The 23,363-nt window shown below is 60.6% G+C and carries 20 protein-coding genes; 4 read left to right on the forward strand and 16 right to left on the reverse strand.

Annotated features, from left to right (window positions below; translation table 11 throughout):
- Positions 1-152 precede the first annotated feature (152 nt).
- On the forward strand, positions 153-779 hold the full coding sequence (locus OQ248_RS09365) for a class I SAM-dependent methyltransferase (RefSeq protein WP_265812670.1): 627 nt from the start codon (positions 153-155) through the stop codon (positions 777-779).
- Positions 780-813: 34 nt separating this feature from the next.
- Here the strand turns inward: OQ248_RS09365 and OQ248_RS09370 are convergent, their stop codons facing one another.
- From OQ248_RS09370 to OQ248_RS09380, 3 genes are read right to left on the reverse strand one after another with little or no spacing between them, the layout of a single operon-like run.
- Positions 814-3,861: an efflux RND transporter permease subunit gene (locus OQ248_RS09370; protein ID WP_265812671.1), complete on the reverse strand. Its 3,048-nt coding sequence runs from the start codon at positions 3,859-3,861 to the stop codon at positions 814-816.
- Complete coding sequence (locus OQ248_RS09375) at positions 3,858-4,922, reverse strand: efflux RND transporter periplasmic adaptor subunit (protein ID WP_265812672.1); 1,065 nt, start codon at positions 4,920-4,922, stop codon at positions 3,858-3,860. The genes OQ248_RS09370 and OQ248_RS09375 overlap by 4 nt, the downstream gene beginning before the upstream one ends.
- A complete protein-coding gene (locus OQ248_RS09380) occupies positions 4,919-6,022 on the reverse strand; it encodes an efflux RND transporter periplasmic adaptor subunit (RefSeq protein WP_119428589.1) in 1,104 nt (367 codons plus the stop codon). Before OQ248_RS09380 ends, OQ248_RS09375 begins: the two co-directional genes overlap by 4 nt.
- Before the next feature lie 144 nt (positions 6,023-6,166).
- Here OQ248_RS09380 and OQ248_RS09385 point away from each other — a divergent pair, with 144 nt between their 5' ends.
- Entirely contained in the window at positions 6,167-7,327 is a 1,161-nt protein-coding gene (locus tag OQ248_RS09385; protein WP_119428588.1) for an AAA family ATPase, read from the forward strand.
- A 207-nt stretch (positions 7,328-7,534) separates the two neighbouring features.
- On the opposite strand, the gene OQ248_RS09390 is transcribed toward OQ248_RS09385, so the two are convergent.
- The 13 genes from OQ248_RS09390 to OQ248_RS09450 form a co-directional block, all read right to left on the reverse strand.
- Positions 7,535-8,413 carry a transporter substrate-binding domain-containing protein gene (locus tag OQ248_RS09390; RefSeq protein ID WP_265812673.1) on the reverse strand — a complete coding sequence of 293 codons (879 nt, stop codon included), beginning with the start codon at positions 8,411-8,413 and terminating at the stop codon, positions 7,535-7,537.
- A complete protein-coding gene (locus tag OQ248_RS09395) occupies positions 8,410-9,207 on the reverse strand; it encodes an amino acid ABC transporter ATP-binding protein (RefSeq protein WP_265812674.1) in 798 nt (265 codons plus the stop codon). The genes OQ248_RS09390 and OQ248_RS09395 overlap by 4 nt, the downstream gene beginning before the upstream one ends.
- Positions 9,204-9,863, reverse strand: coding sequence for an amino acid ABC transporter permease (locus OQ248_RS09400; protein ID WP_265812675.1), 660 nt, complete (start codon positions 9,861-9,863; stop codon positions 9,204-9,206). The genes OQ248_RS09395 and OQ248_RS09400 overlap by 4 nt, the downstream gene beginning before the upstream one ends.
- The gene (locus tag OQ248_RS09405; RefSeq protein ID WP_248738688.1) at positions 9,844-10,509 is read right to left on the reverse strand and encodes an amino acid ABC transporter permease; all 666 of its coding nucleotides are present in this window, start codon (positions 10,507-10,509) and stop codon (positions 9,844-9,846) included. The genes OQ248_RS09400 and OQ248_RS09405 overlap by 20 nt, the downstream gene beginning before the upstream one ends.
- Positions 10,510-10,980: 471 nt before the next feature.
- Positions 10,981-11,778 (reverse strand): MetQ/NlpA family ABC transporter substrate-binding protein, encoded by a 798-nt coding sequence (locus OQ248_RS09410; RefSeq protein WP_007952772.1) that lies wholly within the window; start codon positions 11,776-11,778, stop codon positions 10,981-10,983.
- Positions 11,779-11,945: 167 nt separating this feature from the next.
- Positions 11,946-12,878 carry a sigma 54-interacting transcriptional regulator gene (locus tag OQ248_RS09415; protein ID WP_248744109.1) on the reverse strand — a complete coding sequence of 311 codons (933 nt, stop codon included), beginning with the start codon at positions 12,876-12,878 and terminating at the stop codon, positions 11,946-11,948.
- A 56-nt stretch (positions 12,879-12,934) separates the two neighbouring features.
- On the reverse strand, positions 12,935-13,516 hold the full coding sequence (locus tag OQ248_RS09420; RefSeq protein ID WP_265812676.1) for an alpha/beta hydrolase: 582 nt from the start codon (positions 13,514-13,516) through the stop codon (positions 12,935-12,937).
- 169 nt (positions 13,517-13,685) lie between these two features.
- Positions 13,686-14,087, reverse strand: coding sequence for a biopolymer transporter ExbD (locus OQ248_RS09425; protein WP_003220570.1), 402 nt, complete (start codon positions 14,085-14,087; stop codon positions 13,686-13,688).
- A gap of 1 nt (position 14,088) precedes the next feature.
- Positions 14,089-14,814 (reverse strand): MotA/TolQ/ExbB proton channel family protein, encoded by a 726-nt coding sequence (locus OQ248_RS09430; RefSeq protein ID WP_007952775.1) that lies wholly within the window; start codon positions 14,812-14,814, stop codon positions 14,089-14,091.
- 45 nt (positions 14,815-14,859) lie between these two features.
- Positions 14,860-15,672, reverse strand: a complete 813-nt coding sequence (locus OQ248_RS09435; RefSeq protein WP_265812677.1) for an energy transducer TonB — start codon at positions 15,670-15,672, stop codon at positions 14,860-14,862.
- Positions 15,673-16,052: 380 nt separating this feature from the next.
- A complete protein-coding gene (locus OQ248_RS09440) occupies positions 16,053-16,379 on the reverse strand; it encodes a hypothetical protein (protein ID WP_007952780.1) in 327 nt (108 codons plus the stop codon).
- 181 nt (positions 16,380-16,560) lie between these two features.
- Entirely contained in the window at positions 16,561-17,904 is a 1,344-nt protein-coding gene (locus tag OQ248_RS09445; protein ID WP_265812678.1) for an aryl-sulfate sulfotransferase, read from the reverse strand.
- A 23-nt stretch (positions 17,905-17,927) separates the two neighbouring features.
- A complete protein-coding gene (locus tag OQ248_RS09450; protein ID WP_265812679.1) occupies positions 17,928-20,288 on the reverse strand; it encodes a TonB-dependent receptor in 2,361 nt (786 codons plus the stop codon).
- A 165-nt stretch (positions 20,289-20,453) separates the two neighbouring features.
- On the opposite strand from OQ248_RS09450, the gene OQ248_RS09455 reads away from it, so the two are divergent.
- Positions 20,454-21,398 (forward strand): LysR family transcriptional regulator, encoded by a 945-nt coding sequence (locus OQ248_RS09455; RefSeq protein WP_265812680.1) that lies wholly within the window; start codon positions 20,454-20,456, stop codon positions 21,396-21,398.
- Positions 21,399-21,589: 191 nt separating this feature from the next.
- Positions 21,590-23,200: an alkaline phosphatase family protein gene (locus OQ248_RS09460; RefSeq protein ID WP_265812681.1), complete on the forward strand. Its 1,611-nt coding sequence runs from the start codon at positions 21,590-21,592 to the stop codon at positions 23,198-23,200.
- Positions 23,201-23,363 lie beyond the last annotated feature (163 nt).

A 23,363-nucleotide genomic window follows, 5' to 3' on the forward strand; every position in this document is an offset into this window, starting at 1 on the left:
GAATGGGTCGGTATGGCGACAGTCGCCTGTCGCAAAGGCGCTATTTCAACTGTTACCGGACCGCTCGGTGCGGTAAATGGTTACCGCCCGCGCACGGGACTGATCCGGTATGGCGTATATTGGCCAGACCCACATCCCACCGCGCCCCGACCATGAAACAGACCCCCACCGACCTTGAGCAAATCACCGCCACCACCCTCGGCCACTACAACGCGGTGGCCGAAGATTTTCGTGAAGGCACCCGCGACCACGATGTCAGCCAGAACATCGACGCCCTGCTGCGGCATATTCAGGGCGAAGCGCCGTTTTCCATTCTCGATTTCGGCTGTGGACCGGGGCGGGATTTGCAGACCTTTACCTGGATGGGGCACATCGCTGTCGGCCTCGATGGTGCGGAAAAATTCGCGCAGATGGCTCGGGAAGACAGTGGCTGTGAAGTGTGGTGCCAGGATTTCCTGAAGCTGGATCTGCCGGCAGCGCGCTTCGACGGCATCTTCGCCAACGCGGTGCTGTTCCATGTGCCGTTGCAGGAATTGCCACGGGTGTTGAAGCAGTTGCACGGGACACTGAAACCGGGCGGCGTGCTGTTCAGCTCCAATCCACGTGGGGACAACCGTGAAGGCTGGAACGGGCCGCGTTATGGCTCGTATCACGATCTGGAGGCGTGGCGCGGGTTGCTGACGGCCGCTGGATTCTTGGAACTTGAGCATTACTACCGGCCGGCGGGGCTGCCGCGGGAGCAGCAGCCGTGGCTGGCGAGTGTCTGGCGCAAGATCTGACTCCCCTCACCCAAGGGTGAGGGAAGCTTTTGATCTAGTTTTTCTTCGGCTCGCGAATCTTGTACCAGGCCACATACAGCGCCGGCAGGAACAGCAGCGTCAGCAATGTCGCCACCACAATCCCGCCGATCATCGCGTAGGCCATCGGCCCCCAGAACACTTCCCGGGCGATCGGGATCATGCCCATGCTCGCCGCCGCAGCAGTCAGCAGAATCGGCCGGCGTCGGTGCTCGGTGGCTTCCACCACCGCATCCCAGGGCGAGTAGCCCTTGTGCTCGAACTCCTCGATCTGCGTCACGAGGATCACCGAGTTGCGGATGATGATGCCGATCAGCGCCAGAATCCCCAGGATCGCCACAAAGCCCATCGGCGTACCGGTCGGCACCAGCGCCAGCACCACGCCGATCAGCCCCAGCGGTGCGACGCTGGCCACCAGGAACAGCTTCTGCACACTGTGCAACTGGATCATCAGGAAGGTCGCCATCAGGAACAGCATCAGCGGCAAGACCTTGGCAATCGGCCCCTGGGCCTTGCCGCTCTCTTCGACCGTACCGCCGGTAGCGACCTTGTAACCCACCGGCAGTTTGGCGGCGAAGTCATCGATGGTCGGCTTGAGGACTTTCACCAGATCGGTCGGCTGAATTTCATCGCGCACCGAAGCCTTGATGGTGATGGTCGGCAAACGATCGCGACGCCACACCAGCGGCTGCTCCAGTTCATAACGCACGGTGGCGAAGGCCAGCAGCGGAATCGACGTGCCGTTGGGCGTGACGATCTGCAGGTTCTGCAGGGTTTCCGGCGTACCGCGCTCGGAATCCACCGCCCGCCCGACCACATTGACCAGGTAGATATCGTCATCGACCTGGGTCAACGGCGAGCCACTGACAATGCTGTTCATCAGGTTGGCCACATCCTCCGAGGACAGACCGAGCTGCCGCGCCTTGTCCTGGGCGATGTCGATGCGCAGGACTTTGCCGGGCTCGTTCCAGTCGTAAATGATCTCGCCGATGTGCGGGCTCTTGTCCAGTTCGGTGGCCAGGTCGATGGCGTGTTTGCGCACCTGATCGATGTCCTTGCCGCTGACCCGGTACTGGATCGGACGACCCACCGGCGGGCCCATTTCCAGGGCCTGCACGTAACTGCCGATGCCGACGAAGTCCTGGCGCAGGCGATCTCGCAGGCGCTGACTCAAGGCTTCGCGGGCCTTGAAGTCTTTGCTGACGATCACCAGTTGCGCGTAGTAAGGGTTCTGCAGTTGTTGATCCAGCGGCAGGTAGAAACGGATCGCACCCTGACCGATGTAAGTGCTCCAGCGCACGATGTCCGGGTCGCCCTTGAGCGTGGCTTCGAGCTTGTCGACGGCCTTGCGGGTTTCATCGATCGAGGCGTTTTGCGGCAGGTTCAGGTCGACCAGAATTTCCGGGCGGTCGGAAGACGGGAAGAACTGGTTCTGCACGAATCGCATGCAGAACACCGCCAGGACAAAGCACAGCACCGTGATGCCGATGGCCCACCAGCGATTGCGCATGCACCACAGCAGACCGCCGTTGAACGCCCGTCCGATGCGTCCAGGTTCAGCCTCGTGGGGCTTCACGTTGGTGCTGAGAATGTGCACGCCGATGACCGGCGCGAAGAACACCGCCACAATCCATGACACGATCATCGCCACCGCGATCACCGCAAACAGTGTGTAGGTGTACTCACCGGCGGAGCTGGCGTTGAGTCCGATGGGCACGAAACCGGCCACGGTCACCAGCGTGCCGGTGAGCATCGGGAACGCCGTCGAGGTGTAGGCGAACGTCGCCGCCTGCTCCTTGGTTTCGCCCATTTCCAGGCGCGTGACCATCATTTCCACGGTGATCATCGCGTCGTCCACCAGCAGCCCGAGGGCGATGATCAGTGCTCCGAGGGAAATCCGCTGCATGGTGATGCCGCTGTACTCCATGTACACGAACACCATGGCCAGCACCAACGGGATCGAGCACGCCACCACCAGACCGGCGCGCACGCCGAGGCTGATAAAGCTGACCACCAGCACGATGACCACCGCTTCGAACAGCGCACTTGTGAAGCCGCCGACGGCTTCTTCCACCACCACCGCCTGATCGGAAACGGTGTGTACGCCGACGCCTACCGGCAAGTCAGCAGTGAGTTGATCGATGCGTGCGTGCAGCGCCTTACCGAAGGCCTGGACGTTGCCGCCCTTCTGCATGGCGATTGCCAGACCGATGGCCGGTTTGCCGTCGAAGCGGAATTCCGGGGTCGCCGGGTCGACGTAACCCCGGCTGATTTCAGCGATATCGGCCAGTCGATAGAAGCGGTCATTGAGCTTGAGATTGACCTCGGCCAGATCCTTTTCCGAGGCGAACTGCCCGGAGGTTCTCACCGAGATCCGCTCGGGGCCGGCCTCGATCACACCCGCCGGGGTCACGGCGTTCTGCGATTGCAGGCTTTGCACCACTTGCCGCTGATCGATGCCCAGCGCCGCCAGTTTGCGGGTGGAGAAGTTCAGATAGATCACTTCATCCTGCTGGCCGACCATCTCGATCTTGCCCAGCCCCGGCACATTACGAATCTCGGCACGCGCCTGTTCCACATAATCGCGCAGTTGCCGCATCGTCAGGCCGTCGGCGGTGAACGCATAGACCGAGCCGAACACGTCACCAAACTCATCGTTGAATCCCGGCCCCTGAATCCCCTGGGGAAACTGGCCGCGAATGTCGTCGATTTTCTTGCGCACCTGGTACCAGATCTCCGGAATGTCCTTGGCGCTGGTGGTGTCGCGCAGGTACACGTAGACCGTTGATTCACCGGGGCGGGTGTAGCTTTTCACGTAGTCGAGGGAATCGAGCTCTTCGAGTTTTTTCTCGATGCGATCGGTGACCTGCTTGAGCGTTTCTTCCTGGGTCGCGCCCGGCCATTTGGTCTGGATCACCATGGTCTTGATGGTGAACGACGGGTCTTCCTCGCGCCCCAGATTGAAGTACGAGAACACCCCCATCAGCAGCCCGACGAACATCAGGTACCAGACGAACGACTGATGCTTGAGGGCCCATTCGGAGAGATTGAAAGACCCTTTCATTGACTGTCCTCGTCGAGTTTCACGGCTTGTCCGGGTTTGAGGCTGTTGACGCCGGCGCTGACCACACGCTCGCCGGACTTGACCCCGCCGGCCAGCACCACAGTGCTGTCGGTACGGCTGGTCACGCTGACGTCGCGCGGAGCAACGGTTTTGCTTTGCGGGTCGATCACCCAGATCCGGGTTTTGCCGTCGGCCTCCTGCAAGGCTGTCGCAGGCAATTCGATTCGCGGCTTGATCGCCGAACTGAGGGTCACGCTGATCGCCGTACCGAGACGGAAGCCCGGTGGCGTGCTGGCCAGGGTCAAGCGTGCGCGGCGGGTGCGCGTGGCGCTTTGCGCCTGTGGTTCGATCTCACGGATGACGGCGGTGGTGTTGATGCTCGGATCGAGTTGCGCGGCCACCAGAAACACCACGTCGCTGGGGATCTGATCGACCAGCGTGTCCGGCAGATCGATCACTGCTTCCTTGATGTCCGGTTGCGCCAGCGTCACCACTTGCTGCCCGGCGGTGACCACCTGACCGGCCTCGGCATTCCACGCGGTGACCACGGCTTTGTGGTCGGAGCGCAGTTCGGTATAGCCGAGCTGATCCTTGCTCTGATTGACCGCCGCCCGTGCCTGGTCGAGGGATGCCTGGGTGGTTTTCAGATCGGTGGTGGCGATGTCCAGTTGCGCCTGGGCGCCGACCCCGCGATCAAACAGCGCCTGCTGACGCCGGGCATTGGCCTGGGCGTTGATCAGTTGTGCTTCGACTTTCGCCAGATCGCCCTGGGCCGAACGCAACTGGTTCTGCTGGTCGGACGGGTCGAGGGTGGCGAGCAAGGTGCCCTTCTCCACCTCGGCACCCACGTCGACGTTACGGCTGGCAATCCGGCCGCCGACGCGGAATCCGGTGTTGCTCTCGTAACGCGCCTGAATGCTGCCGGCGAAACGACCGAGGGTTTCCTCGTTCAGCGCTTGGACCTTGATCGACAGCACCGGCCGCACCGGTTCGGGCGGTGGCTCGCTCTTGGAACAGGCAGCCAGCAGCAGCCCGACAGACATCACCCACAAAGGCTTCATGGCTGTGCTCCCGGTTGCAGTTCCTTGTAGGTGTTCTCGGCGATCTCGACTTTCATCCCCGGATGCAGCAACTGCCCACCAGCAACGATGACTTTTTCGCCGCCCTTGAGCCCTTCGCTGATGATCACGTGCCCGGTCAGGTAACGGCCGACAGTGACGTTGTGCAGTTGCGCCTCACCCTTGTCGTCGACCATCCATACGGCGGGTTCACTGATGTTCTTGGTCAGGGCCGACCAGGGTAACTCCACTGCTGACTTGCCGCTGCCCTTGGCGGTGGCACTGACTACCGAACCGAGCTGCATGCCCTGGGGCAGGCTGTCCAGGGTGACCTTGACCTGCACTGTGCCGGACTGCGCCGACACCGCCGGGGTGATTTCACGCACGGTGCCGGTGGTCTTGATGGCCGGGTTGTCGAGCAGGCTGACCACAATCGAACGCTCTGCCGGGCGTTCGGCCAGCAGAGATTCGTAAACGTTGAACACCGCGTCGCGATCGCCGTCCCGGGCCAGGCTGAAGATCGGCGCCGTGGCCTGCACCACTTGGCCGACCTCGGCCTGACGCTGGGTGATGATGCCCGGCGCATCAGCGATCAGCGCGGTGTAGCTCAGTTGATCCTTGGCGTTGGCCAACTGCGCCTGAGCCGCGCTCAACGCACTCTGGCTGCTGCGCAATGCCGCTTGCGCGGAATCGTATTCGCTCTGGCTGGTGTAGCCCTTGGGCAACAGTTTTTGCTGGCGGACGAACGCGGCAGCGCTCTGTTTGACCCGCGCCTGCTCGGCCAGCACCTGGGCCTGGGCGGAATCGACGTTGGTCTGCAAGTCCTTGGGATCGAGTTTGGCCAGTACCTGTTTGGCCGAGACGCGGTCACCGACATCGACCATGCGCTGGATGATCTTGCCGCCGACCCGGAACGACAACTCGGTCTGCACCCTGGCCTGAACATCGCCGGTGAGGGTCACCGACGCCGCGAAGTCCGCGGGCTTGACCTCTTGCACGAAGACGCGCGGCAGATACTCCTGGGGCGCCTTTTTTTCGCCGCAGGCGGCGAGCAAAGCGAGCAGGCCCAACAGGGCGGCTGTTTTCAATCCGGGACTCGCCATGCAGACTCCTTCCTGTGTACGAACGTGCAAGTGACGATACGACTGTGAGCTTAGAACAGGGTTCAACCTTCGTCCGGGCGATATATGCATTTATGTGCAGCAGGTATCCTGACCCGGATTCCGGAGCACCCAGGAAGGATTTTCATGCTCAAAACCCTCGCGGTGGCCAATTACCGCTCGATCAATAAATTGGTGATTCCGTTGGGTCGGCTGAACCTGATCACCGGCCCCAACGGCAGCGGCAAATCCAACCTCTACCGGGCGCTGAGGCTGCTGGCGGAAACCGCTCAGGGCGGCGTGGTCAATGCACTGGCTCGCGAAGGCGGGCTGGAGTCGACGTTCTGGGCCGGGCCGGAAACCATCAGCCGGCGCATGCGCAATGGTGAGGTGCCGATCCAGTCCACCGTGCGCCAGGGCGTGAAGCGTCTGAGGCTGGGTTTTGCCGGGGAGGATTTCAGTTATTCGATTGCGCTGGGCTTGCCCGAGCCGAGCCTTTCTTTCTTTTCCCTCGACCCGGAAATCAAAAAGGAATGCATCTGGGCCGGGCCGCTGTATCGCCCGGCCAGTCTACTGGTGGATCGCGACGGGCCGATGATCCGTACCCGCGAGGGTCGCAGCTGGGACGTGCTGGCGCAGCACACGCCAAATTTCGACAGCCTGTTCGATCAGGTCGGCAGCCTGCGCACTTCGCCGGAAGTGTTCCAGATGCGCGAGTTCATCCGCCGCTGGCGCTTCTACGATCACTTTCGCAGCGACGCCGACGCCCCGGTGCGCCAGCCACAACTGGGCACGCGCACACCGGTGCTGCATCACGACGGCCGCGATCTGGCGGCGGCGTTGCGCACCATCATCGAAATCGGCGATCCCGAGGCATTGCAGGCAGCGATCAGCGACGCATTTCCCGGCGCACGATTGAACATCGCACCGCTGGCCGGCGGACGCTTTGCCATCGAGTTCTTTCAGGAAGGGTTGTTGCGACCGTTGTCGGCAGCGGAATTGTCGGATGGCACGTTGCGTTATCTGCTGCTGGTCGCCGCGCTGCTGACGCCACGCCCGCCTTCGCTGATGGTGCTGAACGAACCGGAAACCAGCCTGCATCCGGACCTGTTGCCGGCGCTGGCGCGGTTGATCATCCGTGCTTCGCAGGAGTGTCAGGTGTGGGTGGTTTCACATGCGCGGCGATTGATTTCGGCGTTGCAGGAAGATGAGGAATGCAATTGCATCGTGCTGGAGAAGACCCTCGGCCAGACGGGAGTGGTCGGGCAGAGGGTGCTGGATGAGCCGGCGTGGAATTGGCCGGATTAGGTGTGCCAGTTGAAGAGCCCCTCACCCTAGCCCTCTCCCTAGCCCTCTCCCAGAGGGAGAGGGGACTGACCGAATTGTTCTTTCGAGTAACACCGACCTGAAAGATTTGAGCCGAACTCAGGATTTGAAAAGCATGAAGATCAGCTCCCTCTCCCTGGGGAGAGGGTTGGGGTGAGGGGGAAGCCTCACTGCCGACCTGTCAGACAATCACCCCTGCCACTTCCCACCTTCAACAATCACACTCTCAGGCTTGGTGTCATCACTCAGTTCTTTACGCACATACTGGTCATACAGCTTGAGCAGATATTTCTCTTCGCCAAGCTTGGCCAACTCCGCATTCACCCAGTCGCGCAATTCGATATTGCCCTTCTTCACCGCCGGTGCAATCGGGGCTTCGGCGCCGAGTTTTTCATCCAGCACGCGGTAGCCCGGGTTCTGCTTGGCCCAGCTGAACAACACCAGATTGTCCTGGGCGTAGGCATCGCCACGGCCGTTGGCCAAGGCTTGCAAGGACTCGGAGTTCTTCTCGAACTTCAGCAGTTTCCAGTCCGGATGGTTCTTGGTCAGCCAGATATCGGCGGTGGTGCCAGTGGTGACGATGGTGGTGCGGGTCGCCAGGTCATCGAGTTTCTTCACGTCGCTGCTCTGCGGCACCAGCGCCTGCACCGCGACCTTGAGGTTAGGGTTGGTGAACTCCACCGCTTCCTTGCGCTCCGGAGTCACGGTCATGTTGGCGAGGATCAGATCGACCTTGTCGCTTTGCAGGAACGGAATGCGGCTCGCCGGCTCCACGGCCACAAACTCGACCTTGTTTTCGTCGCCCAGCAGATCCTTGGCGAATTGGCGGCCGATGTCGGTATCGAAGCCGACGTAGTGCCCTGCTTCATTAACGAAACCGAACGGCGGTTTATCGGTGAACACGCCGACAATCAGTTTGTCGCGGGCCTTGATCTTGTCCAGGTAACCCGCCGGCGCAGTGCTTTCGCTGGCGACTTTCGGCTTGGCCGGTTCTTCGGACTTGTTGCAGCCGGCCAGCAACGCGAGGCTGATCAGCGGTAATGCGAATAAGGCTTTGGCAGTTTTCATGGCAGTTCCGGTTCCTTGGTTTGAATCGTTGTTGGCGAAGTCGTCGAAGGCAGGGCTTCGACGTAGGAGAACTTCTCCAGGAACTGCTGCGCGCGTGCGGTTTGCGGGTTCGTAAAGAAAAGCTCGGGCGGGTTCTGTTCGAGGATGCGCCCGGCATCCATGAACACGATGCGGTCGGCCACCGCGCGGGCGAAGGCCATTTCGTGGGTGACGATCAACAGGGTCATGCCTTCGCGGGCCAGGCCCTGAATCACTTGCAGCACCTCCTTGACCATCTCCGGATCAAGGGCGGCGGTGACTTCGTCGAAAAGCATCACTCGCGGGTTCATGCACAACGAGCGAACGATGGCGATGCGTTGCTGCTGGCCGCCGGAGAGCTGGCGCGGGAAGGCATCGCGTTTGTCCGACAGGCCGACGCGCTCGAGCAACGCTTCGGCTTGTTGCTGCGCTTCGCGGCGTTGGCGTTTCTGCACTTTGAGCGGGCCGAGCAGCAAGTTATCGAGCACGCTCATGTGCGGGAACAGGTGATAGCTCTGAAACACCATGCCGATCTGCTGACGCACTTCGCGCCAGTCGGTGGCCTTGTCCAGCAGCTCGCGGCCGGCGAATTTCAGACTGCCGCCGTGGGCGACTTCCAGGCCATTCAGGCAACGCAGCAGGGTACTTTTTCCGCAGCCGCTGGGGCCGAGGATGACGATGACTTCGCCGGACTTCACTTGCAGGTCGATGCCCTTGAGCACCTGCTGTTCGCCGAAGAATTTGTTGAAACCCTGAAACTCGATCAATGCACTCATGCTTGCGTCCAGCGCCGCTCCAGCACGCGCGAGGCGGCCGACAGCGGGTAGCAGATGAAAAAGAAAAACAGAAACAGCGCGCCGTAGATCAGCACCGATTCGTAGGTGCGCTCGATGATCTGCTGGCCGACCTTGATCACATCTACCACGCCGATCAGCACCGCCAGCGAACTGGTCTTGATGATCCGCGTGTAGACGTTGATGGTCGGTGGCGTCATGCGTTTCAGCGCCTGGGGCAGCAGCACGTAGCCGTAGAGCTGCGCCGCGCTCAGGCCGATCGACAACCCCGCCTCACGCTGCCCGCGCGGCAACGAATGCAGCGCACCACGCGCCACTTCGCCGACCTCGCTGGCACCCCACAGCGACAGCACCAGCACCGTGCACCAGAAGCTCGGCAGGCTCAGGCCAAAGAAAATCGGCAGACCGAAAAACAGCAGGTACAACCAGACCAGCACCGGGATTGCCCGGAACAGTTCCAGATAGATCCGCAGCACCGCGTTCAGCCACGTCACGTTGAGCGTGCGCAGCACACCGTAGAGCACGCCGCCGACGGTGCTGATGGCGATGCTGAGGAACGAGATCGACAGGGTTTGCCCGGCGCCCTTGGCCAATTGCGGTAAGGACACCCAGAGCAGTTCAAGACCCGAACTGGCCATGCTGGAGCCTCCTTTCCAGATGGCTCAACAGCAGCGACAGTGGCAGGAACAACAGCACGCAGATCAGCGTGAGCACGGCGAGCATTTCGTAGGTTTTGTAGTAGAGCGCGATGTAGCTCTTGGTGGTGTAGAGAATCTCCGGCACCGCAACGGCCGAGACCACGGTGGTCTCCTTGAGCAGGAAAATGAAATTGGCGAACAGCGACGGCAGGCTGAGGATCCCCGCTTGCGGCAGGATCACGTAACGAAGCAACTGACCGTGGGACAGACCGATGGAGCGGCCCGATTCAAGCTGCGCCTGGGGTACCGCATCGACGCCGGCGCGCAGCACTTCGGTGAGGTAGGCGCCGCCGAGAAACGTCATGGTGATGATCGCCGCCGTGAAACCGGAGACCTTGATCCCCAGGGCCGGCAAGGCGAAGTAGACGAAGAACAGCTGGATCAGCAGCGGCGTGTTGCGCGCCAGCTCCACATACAGCCCGACCAGTTTTTGCAGGTAAGGCGTGCGGAACACCAGAATCGTCGCGTTGAGCAGCGCTACCAGCAACGAGGTGCCAATGGCGATCAAACCGACCTGCAGCGTCACGCCCACGGCTTTGAGAAACGCCGGCAACGTGCTGAGGATAAATGCGTAATCGAAGGTCATGAAACATCCTGACGCCGCTCGGTAAGCGACGGTGGTGCAGTCCATGGACAGCGGGTAGCTGTCCTGCAGGCACCGACTTTAAAGGTATAAAAAGAAGAATTTAAATACCGTTAAAGCATATTGATATCACGCAAAAAACTAATCGGCGGGTTTGCCGGGAAGAAGGAGGAAGGCTATTGTCCCCAGCGCTGTAGGACGGATCTTTTTTGCATAAAAGCCCTCCAAGGACGAACAGCTTTTGGCCAGACTCCCCCGGCCGAACCCATAACAAGGAAGAGAACATGGACGTAAAAGTGCCGCAGCGACTGGATCCGCAGGAAATCGTGAAATTGTTGGTGGCGTTGCGCCGGGCGCTGAAGACCGGAATAGCCTGAGCTTAAAGACACCCTCACCTGCACACACAAAAACGCCGATGACCATCACTGGCCATCGGCGTTTTCATACCTGAAGGGGTTGTGTCGCTGCGTCAGATCAGAACGCCGGCAATACCGCGCCGTTGTACTTCTTCTCGATGAACGCTTTGACTTCCGGGCTGGTCAGGGCAGCGGCCAGTTTCTTGATGGCGTCGCTGTTCTTGTTGTCTTCACGGGCGACCAGGAAGTTCACGTAAGGCGAATCCGCGCCTTCGATCACCAGAGCGTCCTTGGTCGGGTTCAGCTTGGCTTCCAGCGCGTAGTTGGTGTTGATCATGTCCAGGTCGACTTCTTTCAGAACGCGCGGCAGCAGAGCCGACTCCAGTTCCTTGAACTTGAAGTTGTGCGGGTTCTTGGCGATGTCTTTCGGCGTGGCCAAAGCGTTTTTAGGATCTTTCAGTTCGATCAGGCCAGCCTTCTGCAGCAGGATCAGCGCACGACCACTGTTGCTGCCTTCGTTCGGAATGGCGATGGTGGCGCCGTCCGGCAGTTCAGCCAGGGTCTTGTACTTGCTCGAGTAGCCACCGAACGGTTCAACGTGAACGCCTTGTACGGTCACCAGGTACTTGGCCTTGTCGTCCTTGTATTTGCCCTGGTTGAAGCTGTTCAGGTACGGCAGGGTCTGGAAGTAGTTGGCGTCCAGACGCTTCTCGCCCACCTGCACGTTCGGCTGTACGTAGTCGGTGAAGACCTTGATTTCCAGATCCACGCCTTCTTTGGCGAGGGTCGGTTTGATCAGCTCGAGGATCTCGGCGTGTGGAACCGGGGTCGCGGCGACCACCAGTTTTTCGCCGGCCTGGGCCAGGGAAGCAGTCAGAGCAGCCGCCAATGCGGTAAACAACAGAACCTTTTTCATGCAGTGTCCTTAGTCGAAAATCACGGTCGTCATCGACGACGGCATCAATACGTGTGCCAGCGATGTGCTACTGCTGGCGTGAGTCGGACAATACCGGGATTTTTTATTCCCGGACAATAACGTTTATTCAGCTTCATATTCCATTTTGTTCATGTTGAACAGAATGGTTACAAAGCCTCGCTCAGGTTCAACAGTAATTCTTTCAATGCCTTACGTTCCCCGGCTGTCCCTTTGGCGCTGATGCTCGCCACCTGACGTTCGATCTGAACCAGCGACCCAGACACCTCGGGCAGGTTCAGGTGCTCCGGCAGGATTTCATCGCCAGTGCTCACCAGCAGCGCAAAGTGAATGACGTTTTCCAGCTCCCGGGTGTTGCCCGGCCAGCTGTGCTGCTCCAGCACCTCCTGCGCCGCTTCGCTGATCAGCGGCACCGGCAGATCCAGACGCTGGCTGTAGATGCCGAGGAAGTACTCGGCCAGCGACAGAATGTCACCGACCCGCGCGCGCAACGCCGGCAGTTCCAGATGCCCTTCGCTGAGATAGTGATAAAGCCGCTCGTGGAATTTCCCCGCCGCCACTGCTTGCGCCAGATCGATGCTGGTCGCCGCCACCAGGCGCACGTCCACCGGGCTCGGCTGATGCGCACCGACCCGGGTGACTTCGTGGTTTTCCAGCGCGGAAAGCAATTTGATCTGGATCGGCAGCGGCAGGTCGCCGATTTCATCCAGGTACAAGGTGCCGCCGTTGGCCGAGCCGAACCAGCCGGCGCGACTGCTGGCTGAACCGCTGTAACTGCCGGCGGCGTAGCCGAACAGTTCGGCATCGGCATACGTCGGGCTGATCGCGCCGCAGTTGACCGAGACAAACAAGCCGCTGCGATCACTGGCGCGATGGATGTGGCGGGCGAGCAATTCCTTGCCGGTGCCGGTCTCGCCGCGAATCAGCACCGAGATCGAGCGCGGTGCGAGTCGGGCCATTTCCTCGCGCAACTGACGCGAGCGTGGATCGACGAACACCAGCGCCTTGGCGCGAATGCTCAGGGGACTTTTTTCCGCATCGGGAAAGGTCAGCAACGGCTGGCCGAAGGTTTCGAAACTCATGGCAGACTCCCGCCCCAAATCGCCGGGAGACGGGGGCGCTGAAAAAATAAAAGTGGTCAGGCACGACGCCGGGCGTGGTGTTCCATGCGGTTCTGCAGGCGATACAGATACGCGAATCCCTGCTCCCAGCGTTGATGCCCGGACTTCACATTGATATGGCCGGCGCCCGCGAGAATCCCCGCCTCGGCGCCCCAGTTGCGCGCCAGTTCCAGCGCACGCGGCGCACTGACGGCGGCGTCGTTGTCGGAGCTGACGACCTGACTCGGGAACGGCAGCAGTTCGGTCGGAATCGGTGCAAAGTTGCGCAGTGCCGGCACGCAGGCCGGACGCTCCACATCCGCCGGCGCGACCAGTAGCGCACCGCGTACCTGACGCAAATGCTGCAGCGGCGCGGTAGCCGCCCAGTGCGCCACAGTGATGCAACCCAGGCTGTGAGCGATGAGAATCACCGGCGTGCTGTCGGCGGCAATCGCCTCGGCCAGCGCGGCGACCCAGTCTTCACGACGCGGCGTCAGCCAGTCGGCCTGCTCCACCCGCGCGCTGTTCGGCAGACTGTTCTGCCAATGGCTTTGCCAATGATCTTCTGGCGATCCTTGCCAGCCCGGCACAATCAGATAACGGATTGATTCGTTGCGCATGGGGGAGCTCTCCTGCGTCGTGTCTGTTCCTGATCGAGTATAGGGACGGGATTTATATTCGTTAAGGAATAAGAAGCTATTTATTAAGACCTGAAAAGAATATTAAGTATCAAGCAAAAAAAGGGGCCGCACCCTGCCAAGGAGACGGCCCCGGAAAAACGTGAAACCCTTATCGTGCAGTGATCACCGACAGTTTGGTGATGCCCGCCCGCTCAATCGAAGCCATGGCTCGCGCCACTTCGCCGTAATTCACCCCGTCGTCCGCCTGCAATTGCACACGCACTTCCGGGTCCTTGGCCTTGGCCGACTTGAGGTTGAACTCCAGCAGGTCCGGCTGGATTTCGTCCTTGTTGATAAACAGTTTTCCAGCACCGTCGATGCTCACCACCAACGGGTCTTTCTGCTCGACCGGCGCCACCGCTTCGGTCTTCGGCAGGTTGATCGGTATCGCGTTGGTCAGCAGCGGCGCGGTGACGATGAACACCACCAGCAGCACCAGCATCACGTCCACCAGCGGCGTCACGTTGATCTCGCTCAGCACCTCGTCGCTGTCTTGCGTGGAGAAGGCCATATCAGGACGCCTCCTTCACTTTTGTTGCGTTGCCCTGGGCCGCAGCCTTGTGCGCGGTCGGATGGATCAGCACGCGGAACGAACTCTTTTGCGCCAGGCTGTAGAAGTCGTGGGCAAAGTCGTCCAGGTCCGCCGCCGTCAGTTTCAGACGACGCAAAAAGTAGTTGTAAACCAGCACCGCCGGCACCGCGACCGCGATCCCCACACCGGTGGCGACCAGCGCCGCACCGATGGGCCCTGCGACCGTTTCCAGGCTCGCCGAGCCCGCCGCGCTGATGCCTTTCAACGCCTCCATGATTCCCCACACCGTGCCGAACAGGCCAATGAACGGCGAGGTGCTGCCAATACTCGCGACCACCGCCAGACCGGTTTCCAGCGAACGACGCTCGCGGACGATCTGCTGGCGCAAGGCACGTTCGAGGCGGTCCTGATGGTTGATCGCCTGGCTCAGGTCATTGGCCTGCGGCGCCTCGCCCACTTGAATCGCCGCGTAACCGGCCTGTGCCACCCGCGCTGCCGCGCCGGGCTGGGTTTCGCTCAACTCGGCGGCGGAGTCCAGACTCGACGCCGCCCAGAAGCGCTTGTGAAATTTGCGGTCCTGCGCCTTCAACCGGCCGAACTGCAGCGCCTTGAGCAATGCCAGGCCCCAGGTGGCGACAGAGAAGACCACCAGCAGCCAGATCACCGCGCTTTCGATGGATTCCAGTGGAGATGCCAGTAACGTCATGATGTGTTCCCTCGTGTAAACATTTCGCGCGAATTTGGTTTCGGTTTAGTGAATCTTGAAATCGATGGGCACGCTGACCCAGCCGTCCTGGGCGACATCACCCTGCTTGGCCGGTACGAAGCTCCAGCGCTTCACGGCGTCCAGCGCCGCGTCGTCGAGCTGTTGCCGGCCACTGCCTTTCTGAATCTGGATCTCGCCCGGTTTGCCGCTGGCCAGTACGTGCACCCGCAGTAACACCGTGCCCTCCCAACCGCGACGCTGGGCCAGCGACGGATATTCCGGCGCCGGGTTCTTCAGGTATGCGGCGTTGGCCGAGGCCGGGGTCACCGGAGCAGGTGCCGGTGGTGCGGGTGGCGCAGGCGCGGCGACCGGAGCGGCCGGTTGTGGCGGAGCCGGCGGTTGCTCGACAGCTTTGGGCGCCGGCTTCGGTACCGGTTTGGCGACCGGTTTTGGTTTGGGAATCGGCTTCGGTTTCGGTGGCGGCTTGGTTGCCAGTTCGTCCTCTACCGGCGGTGGAGGCTCGACCACAGGTGCCGGTGGCGGCGGTACAACCACAGGCGGCGCCGGGGGTGCCGGGCGCGAAAATTCGATGGTCATCGGTGGAATTTCCGGCGGCACGATCGGCAGCGCCGGTGTCGGATGCTGGTTGATCCAGTAGATCACCGCGCCATGCACCACCAGCGCCAGAACGCCGAGCAGAATCGTTTCGCGGCGGCTCAGAATGCCCTTCGGCGCACGCTGCAAACGCAGTTGCCCCAATGGCACGCGATGGGGCCGGCCGAGATCGACCAACTCGCCGCTCGGCGCCTGGCGCCACAGCACCTCCTGTGCACTGGCGGCGGTCTGGACATTGCCCATTGATTTACTCCCTGCGGTCTCTTTGCGTTTTTTCGCGTAGCAGATCCGCCGCTTGTTGAATCCCCCACGGCGTGATCGATGGGTCAATCATTGGGGCTGTAGGCTTATCTCCGAAAGTAATCTTTCATGTTATGAATAGATGTTTATGGAATATAAGAAACGGTCATTTCCGCCAAAGCCACGGCCCGCAAGGCTTTCAGCGATTCGCCCGAATCGACATGCTTTTGGGGCATAAAAAGTATTCATCCAAGGCATCGGGTTATTAATGACCCGGGATCCGGTGACAACTAATTCCAAGGTGATAGTTGACGAACTTTTCAAGAGACAAATAAAAAGGCCGATGCATGTTTAATGCATCGGCCTTCGACTTGCAGAATTTCTTATTGCTTCACAAACTCCCCGGCCAGACCGACTACATCACCGTCAAAGTTGGTGCGCGAACCCACTGCACGAACTTTCGAGTAGTTGTGATCCGGCGAGAACAGGGTCCAGGACTGATAGCCAGTGCCGTCATTCAGAGCCGCGAAAGTAATGATCGTAGGCTGCCCGGTGCTGTTCTGGAAGTGGTAGTGACCGTACGCGATGTCGTAGTTCACGCCGTTCTGGCTGAATTTTCCGCTGAAGGTGCCGTTGGAGTCGTTGCCATCGGTAATCGTCAGTTTGGCGCCAGCGTTAGCGTTTACATAGTTGCCATTAATGCTCGACATAACGAGATTTCCTTTATCGTTGGATAAGTGTCTTCCGATGAGAGCAAGTTTCCTCCTGGAAACTCACGACACTCAGAATGGTTCGCCATTCACTTATTGTCCACGGGACTTTTCAACGATATTGCTATATGCACTATTCATGTCGCTCATAACTTATTTCGATTCGGAAGAGCCTTAAGAACTAACGAATGGCATGGGTCTGTTGCACACCAATGGCCGGCGCAATCACGGCCGTCTCTGAACGCGGTGTTCCGGCCGGCACCCAGTCATAACTCACGGGCAGAGCCCGATAGACCCAGTTGCTGATCGCGTCGCTACCCGGTGCCTTGCCCAGATAGGGGCTGACGTATTCCCAGACGTTTTCGCCGCTGGCCGTCACCTGGAAAAACCGTCCGTTCATGCCCTCGTCGATCAGCGTGTTGCCGTTGGGCAAACGCCGCGCGCTGCTGATGAACGAGCTGTAGAACGCCCATCCCGGCTGCTTCGAATTGGCCGCGCTGTACTGCCAGACGATTTCGTTTTTCACCGGGTCGATTTCCAGCACCCGCGAGCCGGAAATCAGCCCCAGCGTAACGTTCGGATAACCCGCCGAACCCTGATTGTCGAACACCAGCAGATTGCCGGCGCCGGGCAGTCCGGCCGGGATGATGTGCGCGTCATGCTGACCTACAAACTGGTCCACCGGACGCGGAGTCTGCTGCGCGGTTTTCGGGTTGGCCAGCGGCAGGTTCGGCCCCAGGCGCCAGACCACTTTGCCACTGTGTTTGTCGATGATCGCGATGAAGTTGGCGTTGCGTGAATCGAGCAGCAGATTGTCCGGGTTGAAGCGTTTGTCGCCGGCATCGAACCACTTGTTCGGCCCGACCAGGCTGAGGTTGTTGATGTGCAGGTAATCCGGATTTTCACTGGCCCGCACCAGCTTCAATTGTTCGGCGGTGAAGCCGAACTCGTTCAAGTGATCCGACGCCAGCCACTGCCATTTCACCTCGCCCGTAGGGCTGACTTCGTAGATCGCATCGTCGATCACCTCGGGCACTTTGAAGCCTTTGACCTTGTGCACCTTGTTCGCCAACACCACGGTGTTGCCGTTGCTCAGGCGACGCTGGTCGTGATGCTGTTGCGCGGCGCCACCGGGCGCCTTGTCGCCCCACTGCCAGACGACTTTGCCGTTCCAGTCCAGCTCGCCGATGCTCTGATTGCCGAGGCCGTTGCCGGCGGAACCGAGCTTGCCCGGATCCTTTTCGCTCAGTTGCAGCAACACATGGCCGCGCTCGCCACCGACCAGTTTCGGGTCGATGATTGCCGACGGGAATCCGGCCTGAGGCCAGTTCTTCACTTCGTTGCCGTTCATGTCGATCAGGTGCGTCTGCTTGTCGGCACCGCTGAAGATCACATATTGATTGAAGGCCTTGGCCGGGTCGTATCGGGTGACACCGGTGGGATAGACGCTGGGCGCGGCGAGCGCCCCGGCGCTGAGCACTGCGCCGGACAACAACACCGGTAAAGCGGTTTTGATGCGCAACATGATGCAGCTCCTTGAGGGATCGATCAGAAGTCGTAGCGACCGGTGACGCCGAGGGTGCGTGGCGTGCCGAGCAGGCCTTCATAACCGCCGTTGCCGCCGGTCCACAGGGTCGTGTAGTAGGTTTTGTCGAAGGCGTTTTTCAGCCACAGCGAGACGTCCCACTGGCCCTGATTGAAATCGCCGCGCAGGCCGGTGGAGAGATTGACCACCGCGTAACTCGGGATCTGGCCGTAGTCGGAATCTTCGACCGTGCCCACCGCTTTGGAGCGGAATGCGTAGCTGCCGGTGACGTAAGGTTGCAGCCCGTTGGCCAGATTCCATTCGTACTTGCCGTTGGCGTTGCCGATCCATTTCGAGGCGCCGACCACCTGATGACCGCTGAGATCGCAAGAGGCTGGAGCACCCGGTGCCAGGCTGACTTCCGGCGGGCACGGCGCGTCCTTGTACGAGAGATAGCTGACGTCGTTGAACGAGCCGTTGAAGTTCAAAGTCAGGCCGCGCAGCGGGATCACGGTGCTTTCGAATTCCACACCTCGCGAACGCACCGAGCCGGCGTTTGTCAGGTATTGCACACGATTGACGTCGTCGTAGGCGTTGGTCTGGTAGGCGTTGACCTGAGTCCAGAACAGGTTGGCGTTGAGCTGCAGGCGGCGGTCCCACAGGGTGCTCTTGAAGCCAAGTTCGGCGTTGTTGGCGCGCTCCGTGCCGATCAGCAGCGAGTCGGCGCCGGCAGTTGGTGCCGAACCCACCACAAGGTTGACCCCGCCGGATTTCTCGCCGTGGGACAGCGTCGCGTAGCCGAGCAGATCATCGGTGATGCGATAGCTGAGGTTGAGCAATCCGGATGGGCTGGAGCTGTACTGGTTCAGATCGCCGGAATCGTAGGCGCCAGTCCGGCCGCGTCGCGCGGTGGCTGCGGCACCCGTGACAGCGGCGCCACCGACCGGTGCATCACGATTGACCCAGGCGTTCTTCTCTTCATAGGTGCCACGCACCCCGGCGGTGAAATCCAGACGCGGTGTCAGGTGCCAGGTGCCTTGGGCGAACAGCGCAAAACTGTCGGTCTGGATGTGGCCGCGACCGACACTGCCGACGTTGGCCAATGCGCCCCGTGGCGTGCCGTTCCAGATGTCGGCCTGGGGGCCGTAATAGGCGAAGGACTTGTTGTCCAGGTCCGAGCCGAAGTAGTACGCGCCGAGCACGTAATCGAAGGACTCGCCCTTGGGCGATGCCAGACGAAATTCCTGCGAATACTGTTTGTCCTCGACAGAAACCCCGGCGTTATAGGTCGCCGCAACGTTGAGGCCATCGTCGTTGGCCGGGGTGAAATTCCAGTAGCGATAGGAGCTGATCGAGGTCAGGGTGAAGTCGCTCGGCAGTGTCCAATTGGCCTCCACCGACGTGCCGCCCTGATGCACCGTGACGTGCTGGTCGTTGTCCAGATTGACCTTGCGGTGCGAGCCGTTGACCAGCGTCGCGCCGGCGGCGTTGGCCCGGGACTGATAGAGGTTGACGCCGTTGATGGTCGGCCCGGTGTTATACAGCACGCGGGTGCCGGCACTGGAATCCTCTTCGTTGTAATCACCGATCCAGCGCAGATTGAAATTCTCGTTGGGCTTGAACAACAGCTGTGCCCGGAAGCCGTCGCGGGAACCGCCGTTCAAGTCATGACCGTTGAATTCGTTTTTGATGTCGCCATCGCTGCGGGTGCGATAGGCGGAAATTCGGCCGGCCAGTTGATCGTTGAGCGGTCCGGAAAGCGTGCCCTTGGTCTGGAAGTAACCGTCCTCGCCGACCGAGGTTTCGATGCTGCGCTCCGGGGTAAAACTCGGCGCGCGGGTGCTGATGTTGATCACCCCGGCGGTGGTGTTCTTGCCGAACAACGTCCCCTGCGGCCCGCGCAGGACTTCGAGCTGTTCGATGTCCATCAAGTCGAACACCGCCATCCCCGGGCGGCCCAGATAAACGTTGTCGATGTACAGGCCGACGCTGCCTTCCAGGCCGTCACTGGCCGGGTTGTTGCCCAGGCCGCGGATCGACACGCTCGACTGGCGCGCATGCATATAGGCGACATTGACGCTGGGCACCAGTTGCTGCAGATCCTGGATGCGATAGACCCGCTGCGTCTCCAGGGTCTGGCCGCTGACCACGCTCATCGGCGTCGGTACATCCTGCGAACTTTCCTCGCGACGGCGGGTGGTGACCGTCACGGTTTCCAGTTGTGAAGTGGCGGTCGCTGTTTTGCCTGAGGTTGCCGAGACAGGGGGCTGGGCCTCATCGGCGTAACCCTGATTACAACTGGCACTCCCCGCCAGCAACAGGGCCAGGGGCAGACGTTTGAGCCGTCGTGGCGGCGGCGGTGAAGCGAGGTTCAACGGACTCATGGGGCTGCTCCTGGTCAAAAAACACGCAGACATCTTCTGTGCCGCATATTCTTTTGAGTTATTTATTTATGTTTTTACAAAGATTTACTGCATAAGAGATTGCCTTTATAAGGAGTCGACCTAATGCATATCCAATGCATTTCCCGGATATTTTTTATGTGAAAAATGCATATCGACTTGCGCCAGCTCAGACACTTCATCGCCCTCGCCGAACAACGCAGCTTCGTCGCGGGCGCGCAGGCGGTGAACCTGTCGCAGTCGGCGTTCAGCCGCAGCATTCAGGCGCTGGAACACAGCGTCGGTTGCCAGTTGGTGGATCGCGGCCGCAAGGAATTGCCGCCGACCAAACAGGGTCAGGTGCTGCTTGAGCACGCGCGGCGGCTGGTCAGCGGTGCGCAACAAATGGCCAACGAGATCACCCAGTTCAACGGGCTGGAGGCAGGAGAACTGCGCTTCGGTTGCGGCCCGGCACCGGCGGCAGGATTGATCCCGCGAGCGATCGGCAGCTTCATCGGCCGCTACCCGAAAGCACGGGTGCATTACCAGGTCGATGATTGGCAGAGCCTGAGCAAAAGATTGCTGAGCGAGGAATTCGAATTCTTCGTCGCCGACACTCGGCACTTCGAGGCAGATCCGGATTATCTGACCCATCGGTTGCGGCCGCGCAAATGGCATTTCTGCTGTCGCGCCGGGCATCCGCTGGCCGCATCGGATCGGGTCACAGCCGAGCAATTGATGAGTTATCCACTGGCCGTGAGCATTCGTCCGCCGAACCTGCGCAAGGTCATCGTCGACCTCAGCGGCCGCCCGGATTTTGTCCCGAACGTGGAGTGTGAAAATAGCGCCAGCCTGCTGGGCGTGGTGCTGCGCTCCGATGCGATCGGCATCGTCGGTGCCTATTCGGATGCGCTGCACCAGGCCCGTGGTGAGCTGGTGTGCTTGAAGATCGAAGGGATGGCGGATGATCTCGAGGAGCTTTACACCCGTTACGGAATTGTCAGTCGCGCGGGGTATCGGCTATCGCCGCTGGCCGAGGCGATGATCGAGCAGATCAAGGCGATTGACGCAGTGGATGAGGAAGTGTGTTCACTGGACAATCTTGCTGTCTGACGCACCGCCTTCGCGAGCAAGCCCGCTCCCACATTTGGAACGCGTACTCCTGTGGGAGCGGGCTTGCTCGCGAAGAGGCCAGTACAGGCGCCGATGCATTTCTTGCATGAAACACATTCCCCGAATGCACTTGCCGAACACCCTCGCCGAAAGCGAAAAACCTCGCCTGTCTTTCTGACTGGTGAACCCCCATGCCCAACCCGCAAAACCCCGTGCGCAACGTGCTGTACATCATGTGCGATCAGCTGCGCCGCGATTACCTGTCCTGCTACGGCCACCCGCATTTGCACACCCCGAACATTGATCGCCTGGCCGCCGCCGGCGTGCGCTTCAACCGCGCCTACACCCAGGGCACGATCTGCGGGCCGTCGCGGATGTCGGCCTACACCGGGCGTTATGTCAGCAGCCATCAGGTGGCGTGGAACGCCGTACCGCTGCCGCTGGAAGAACTGACCATCGGCGATTACCTGCGGCCCCACGGCATTCGTACTGCGTTGGTCGGCAAGACCCACGCCACGGCCAACGTGGATGCGTTGCAGCGGTTGGCGATCAACCCTGAAAGCGCCCAGGCCGAAGTGCTGAACGAAGTCGGCTTCGAGCCGTACTTCCGCCACGACGGCATCTTCCCTGACGACCCGCTGTTCGATGAAAAACGCGAATCCGCGCCGTACACCCATTACCTGCGCGAGCAGGGTTTCGAAGGGCGCAACCCCTGGCACGACTGGGCCAACGCCGCCGAAGGCGACAACGGCGAAATCCTCAGCGGCTGGAAAATGCGCCATGCCCATCTGCCGGCGCGAATTCCCGAGCAACATTCAGAGACTGTCTACACTACAAATCGAGCCATCGACTTCATCGGTGAGCAAGGTGAAAAACCGTGGTTTTTACACCTGTCCTATATCAAACCCCACTGGCCCTACATCGTACCGGCGCCGTACCACACTTTGTACAGTACGAAATCGATTCTCGAACCGGTACGTAATGCCTCTCCAAGCGACCATCCGGTCTATCAGGCCTTTCGCCAGCATGAGGAAAGCCTGAACTTCTCCAAAGACCCGGTACGACTGAACGTGATCCCGACGTACATGGGCCTGGTCAAACAGGTCGATGATCAGTTGGGGCGGCTGTTCGATTTCCTGCAAAGCAACGGACGCTGGGATGACACGCTGATCGTGCTCACCAGCGATCACGGCGACTTTCTGGGCGATCACTGGCTGGGAGAGAAGGAGTTCTTGCTGGAGCAAGCGGTGGGCGTCCCGTTGATCGTGCGCGACCCGCGTGCGGCGGCGGATGTCACTAGGGGAACGGTGGACGAGCGCCTGGCGGAAACCATCGACGGCGTGCCGACCTTTCTCGAAGCGCTGGGTGTGACGGGCGCCGAACATCGACTTGAAGGTCGCTCGCTGATTCCGCTGCTGCACGGCGAGAATCCCGAATGGCGCCGCTATGCGATCAGCGAATACGACTACGCCTTCCAGGCCCCGGCACGGGAGCGACTGGGCCAGCCGATCGACCGTTGCCGCATGACCATGGTGCGCAGCGAGCGTTGGAAATACCTGGCGTACGACGGCTTTCGGCCGCAGCTTTTCGATCTGTTAAATGATCCGCAGGAGCTGCAGGATCTGGGCGCGGACCCGGCATATGCGGCGGTGCGCGAGGAGCATGCGGGCTATCTGTTCGAGTGGGTGCGCGGGTTGAAACGGCGCACGACCATCAGTCATCAAGAGATTGATTTGCGTGGGCAGCGGTTTCGTTATGGCGAGCCGGAGACTGAGAAGATGGTTCAGATTGGCGTTTGGTAGAGCGAAGGCAAGAGCAAGAGCTCCCTCACCCTAACCCTCTCCCGGGGGGAGAGGGGACTGATCGCGGGATATTGGTGATTTACGCTGACCTGTTTGAGCTTTACCGAATCCACAATCGACACAGCTTTTACAGGTCGATGTATGACGTAACACACCTCTCAGC

This window comes from Pseudomonas sp. COW5, assembly GCF_026240005.1.
GTDB classification, from domain to species: Bacteria; Pseudomonadota; Gammaproteobacteria; order Pseudomonadales; family Pseudomonadaceae; genus Aquipseudomonas; species Aquipseudomonas kribbensis.

Bases quoted from the DNA above. Each gene is read 5' to 3' on its own strand.
- OQ248_RS09365 (WP_265812670.1), top strand. From the start codon at position 153: ATGAAACAGACCCCCACCGACCTTGAGCAAATCACCGCCACCACCCTC.
- OQ248_RS09370 (WP_265812671.1), bottom strand. From the start codon at position 3,861: ATGAAAGGGTCTTTCAATCTCTCCGAATGGGCCCTCAAGCATCAGTCG.
- OQ248_RS09375 (WP_265812672.1), bottom strand. From the start codon at position 4,922: ATGAAGCCTTTGTGGGTGATGTCTGTCGGGCTGCTGCTGGCTGCCTGT.
- OQ248_RS09380 (WP_119428589.1), bottom strand. From the start codon at position 6,022: ATGGCGAGTCCCGGATTGAAAACAGCCGCCCTGTTGGGCCTGCTCGCT.
- OQ248_RS09385 (WP_119428588.1), top strand. From the start codon at position 6,167: ATGCTCAAAACCCTCGCGGTGGCCAATTACCGCTCGATCAATAAATTG.
- OQ248_RS09390 (WP_265812673.1), bottom strand. From the start codon at position 8,413: ATGAAAACTGCCAAAGCCTTATTCGCATTACCGCTGATCAGCCTCGCG.
- OQ248_RS09395 (WP_265812674.1), bottom strand. From the start codon at position 9,207: ATGAGTGCATTGATCGAGTTTCAGGGTTTCAACAAATTCTTCGGCGAA.
- OQ248_RS09400 (WP_265812675.1), bottom strand. From the start codon at position 9,863: ATGGCCAGTTCGGGTCTTGAACTGCTCTGGGTGTCCTTACCGCAATTG.
- OQ248_RS09405 (WP_248738688.1), bottom strand. From the start codon at position 10,509: ATGACCTTCGATTACGCATTTATCCTCAGCACGTTGCCGGCGTTTCTC.
- OQ248_RS09410 (WP_007952772.1), bottom strand. From the start codon at position 11,778: ATGAAAAAGGTTCTGTTGTTTACCGCATTGGCGGCTGCTCTGACTGCT.
- OQ248_RS09415 (WP_248744109.1), bottom strand. From the start codon at position 12,878: ATGAGTTTCGAAACCTTCGGCCAGCCGTTGCTGACCTTTCCCGATGCG.
- OQ248_RS09420 (WP_265812676.1), bottom strand. From the start codon at position 13,516: ATGCGCAACGAATCAATCCGTTATCTGATTGTGCCGGGCTGGCAAGGA.
- OQ248_RS09425 (WP_003220570.1), bottom strand. From the start codon at position 14,087: ATGGCCTTCTCCACGCAAGACAGCGACGAGGTGCTGAGCGAGATCAAC.
- OQ248_RS09430 (WP_007952775.1), bottom strand. From the start codon at position 14,814: ATGACGTTACTGGCATCTCCACTGGAATCCATCGAAAGCGCGGTGATC.
- OQ248_RS09435 (WP_265812677.1), bottom strand. From the start codon at position 15,672: ATGGGCAATGTCCAGACCGCCGCCAGTGCACAGGAGGTGCTGTGGCGC.
- OQ248_RS09440 (WP_007952780.1), bottom strand. From the start codon at position 16,379: ATGTCGAGCATTAATGGCAACTATGTAAACGCTAACGCTGGCGCCAAA.
- OQ248_RS09445 (WP_265812678.1), bottom strand. From the start codon at position 17,904: ATGTTGCGCATCAAAACCGCTTTACCGGTGTTGTTGTCCGGCGCAGTG.
- OQ248_RS09450 (WP_265812679.1), bottom strand. From the start codon at position 20,288: ATGAGTCCGTTGAACCTCGCTTCACCGCCGCCGCCACGACGGCTCAAA.
- OQ248_RS09455 (WP_265812680.1), top strand. From the start codon at position 20,454: ATGCATATCGACTTGCGCCAGCTCAGACACTTCATCGCCCTCGCCGAA.
- OQ248_RS09460 (WP_265812681.1), top strand. From the start codon at position 21,590: ATGCCCAACCCGCAAAACCCCGTGCGCAACGTGCTGTACATCATGTGC.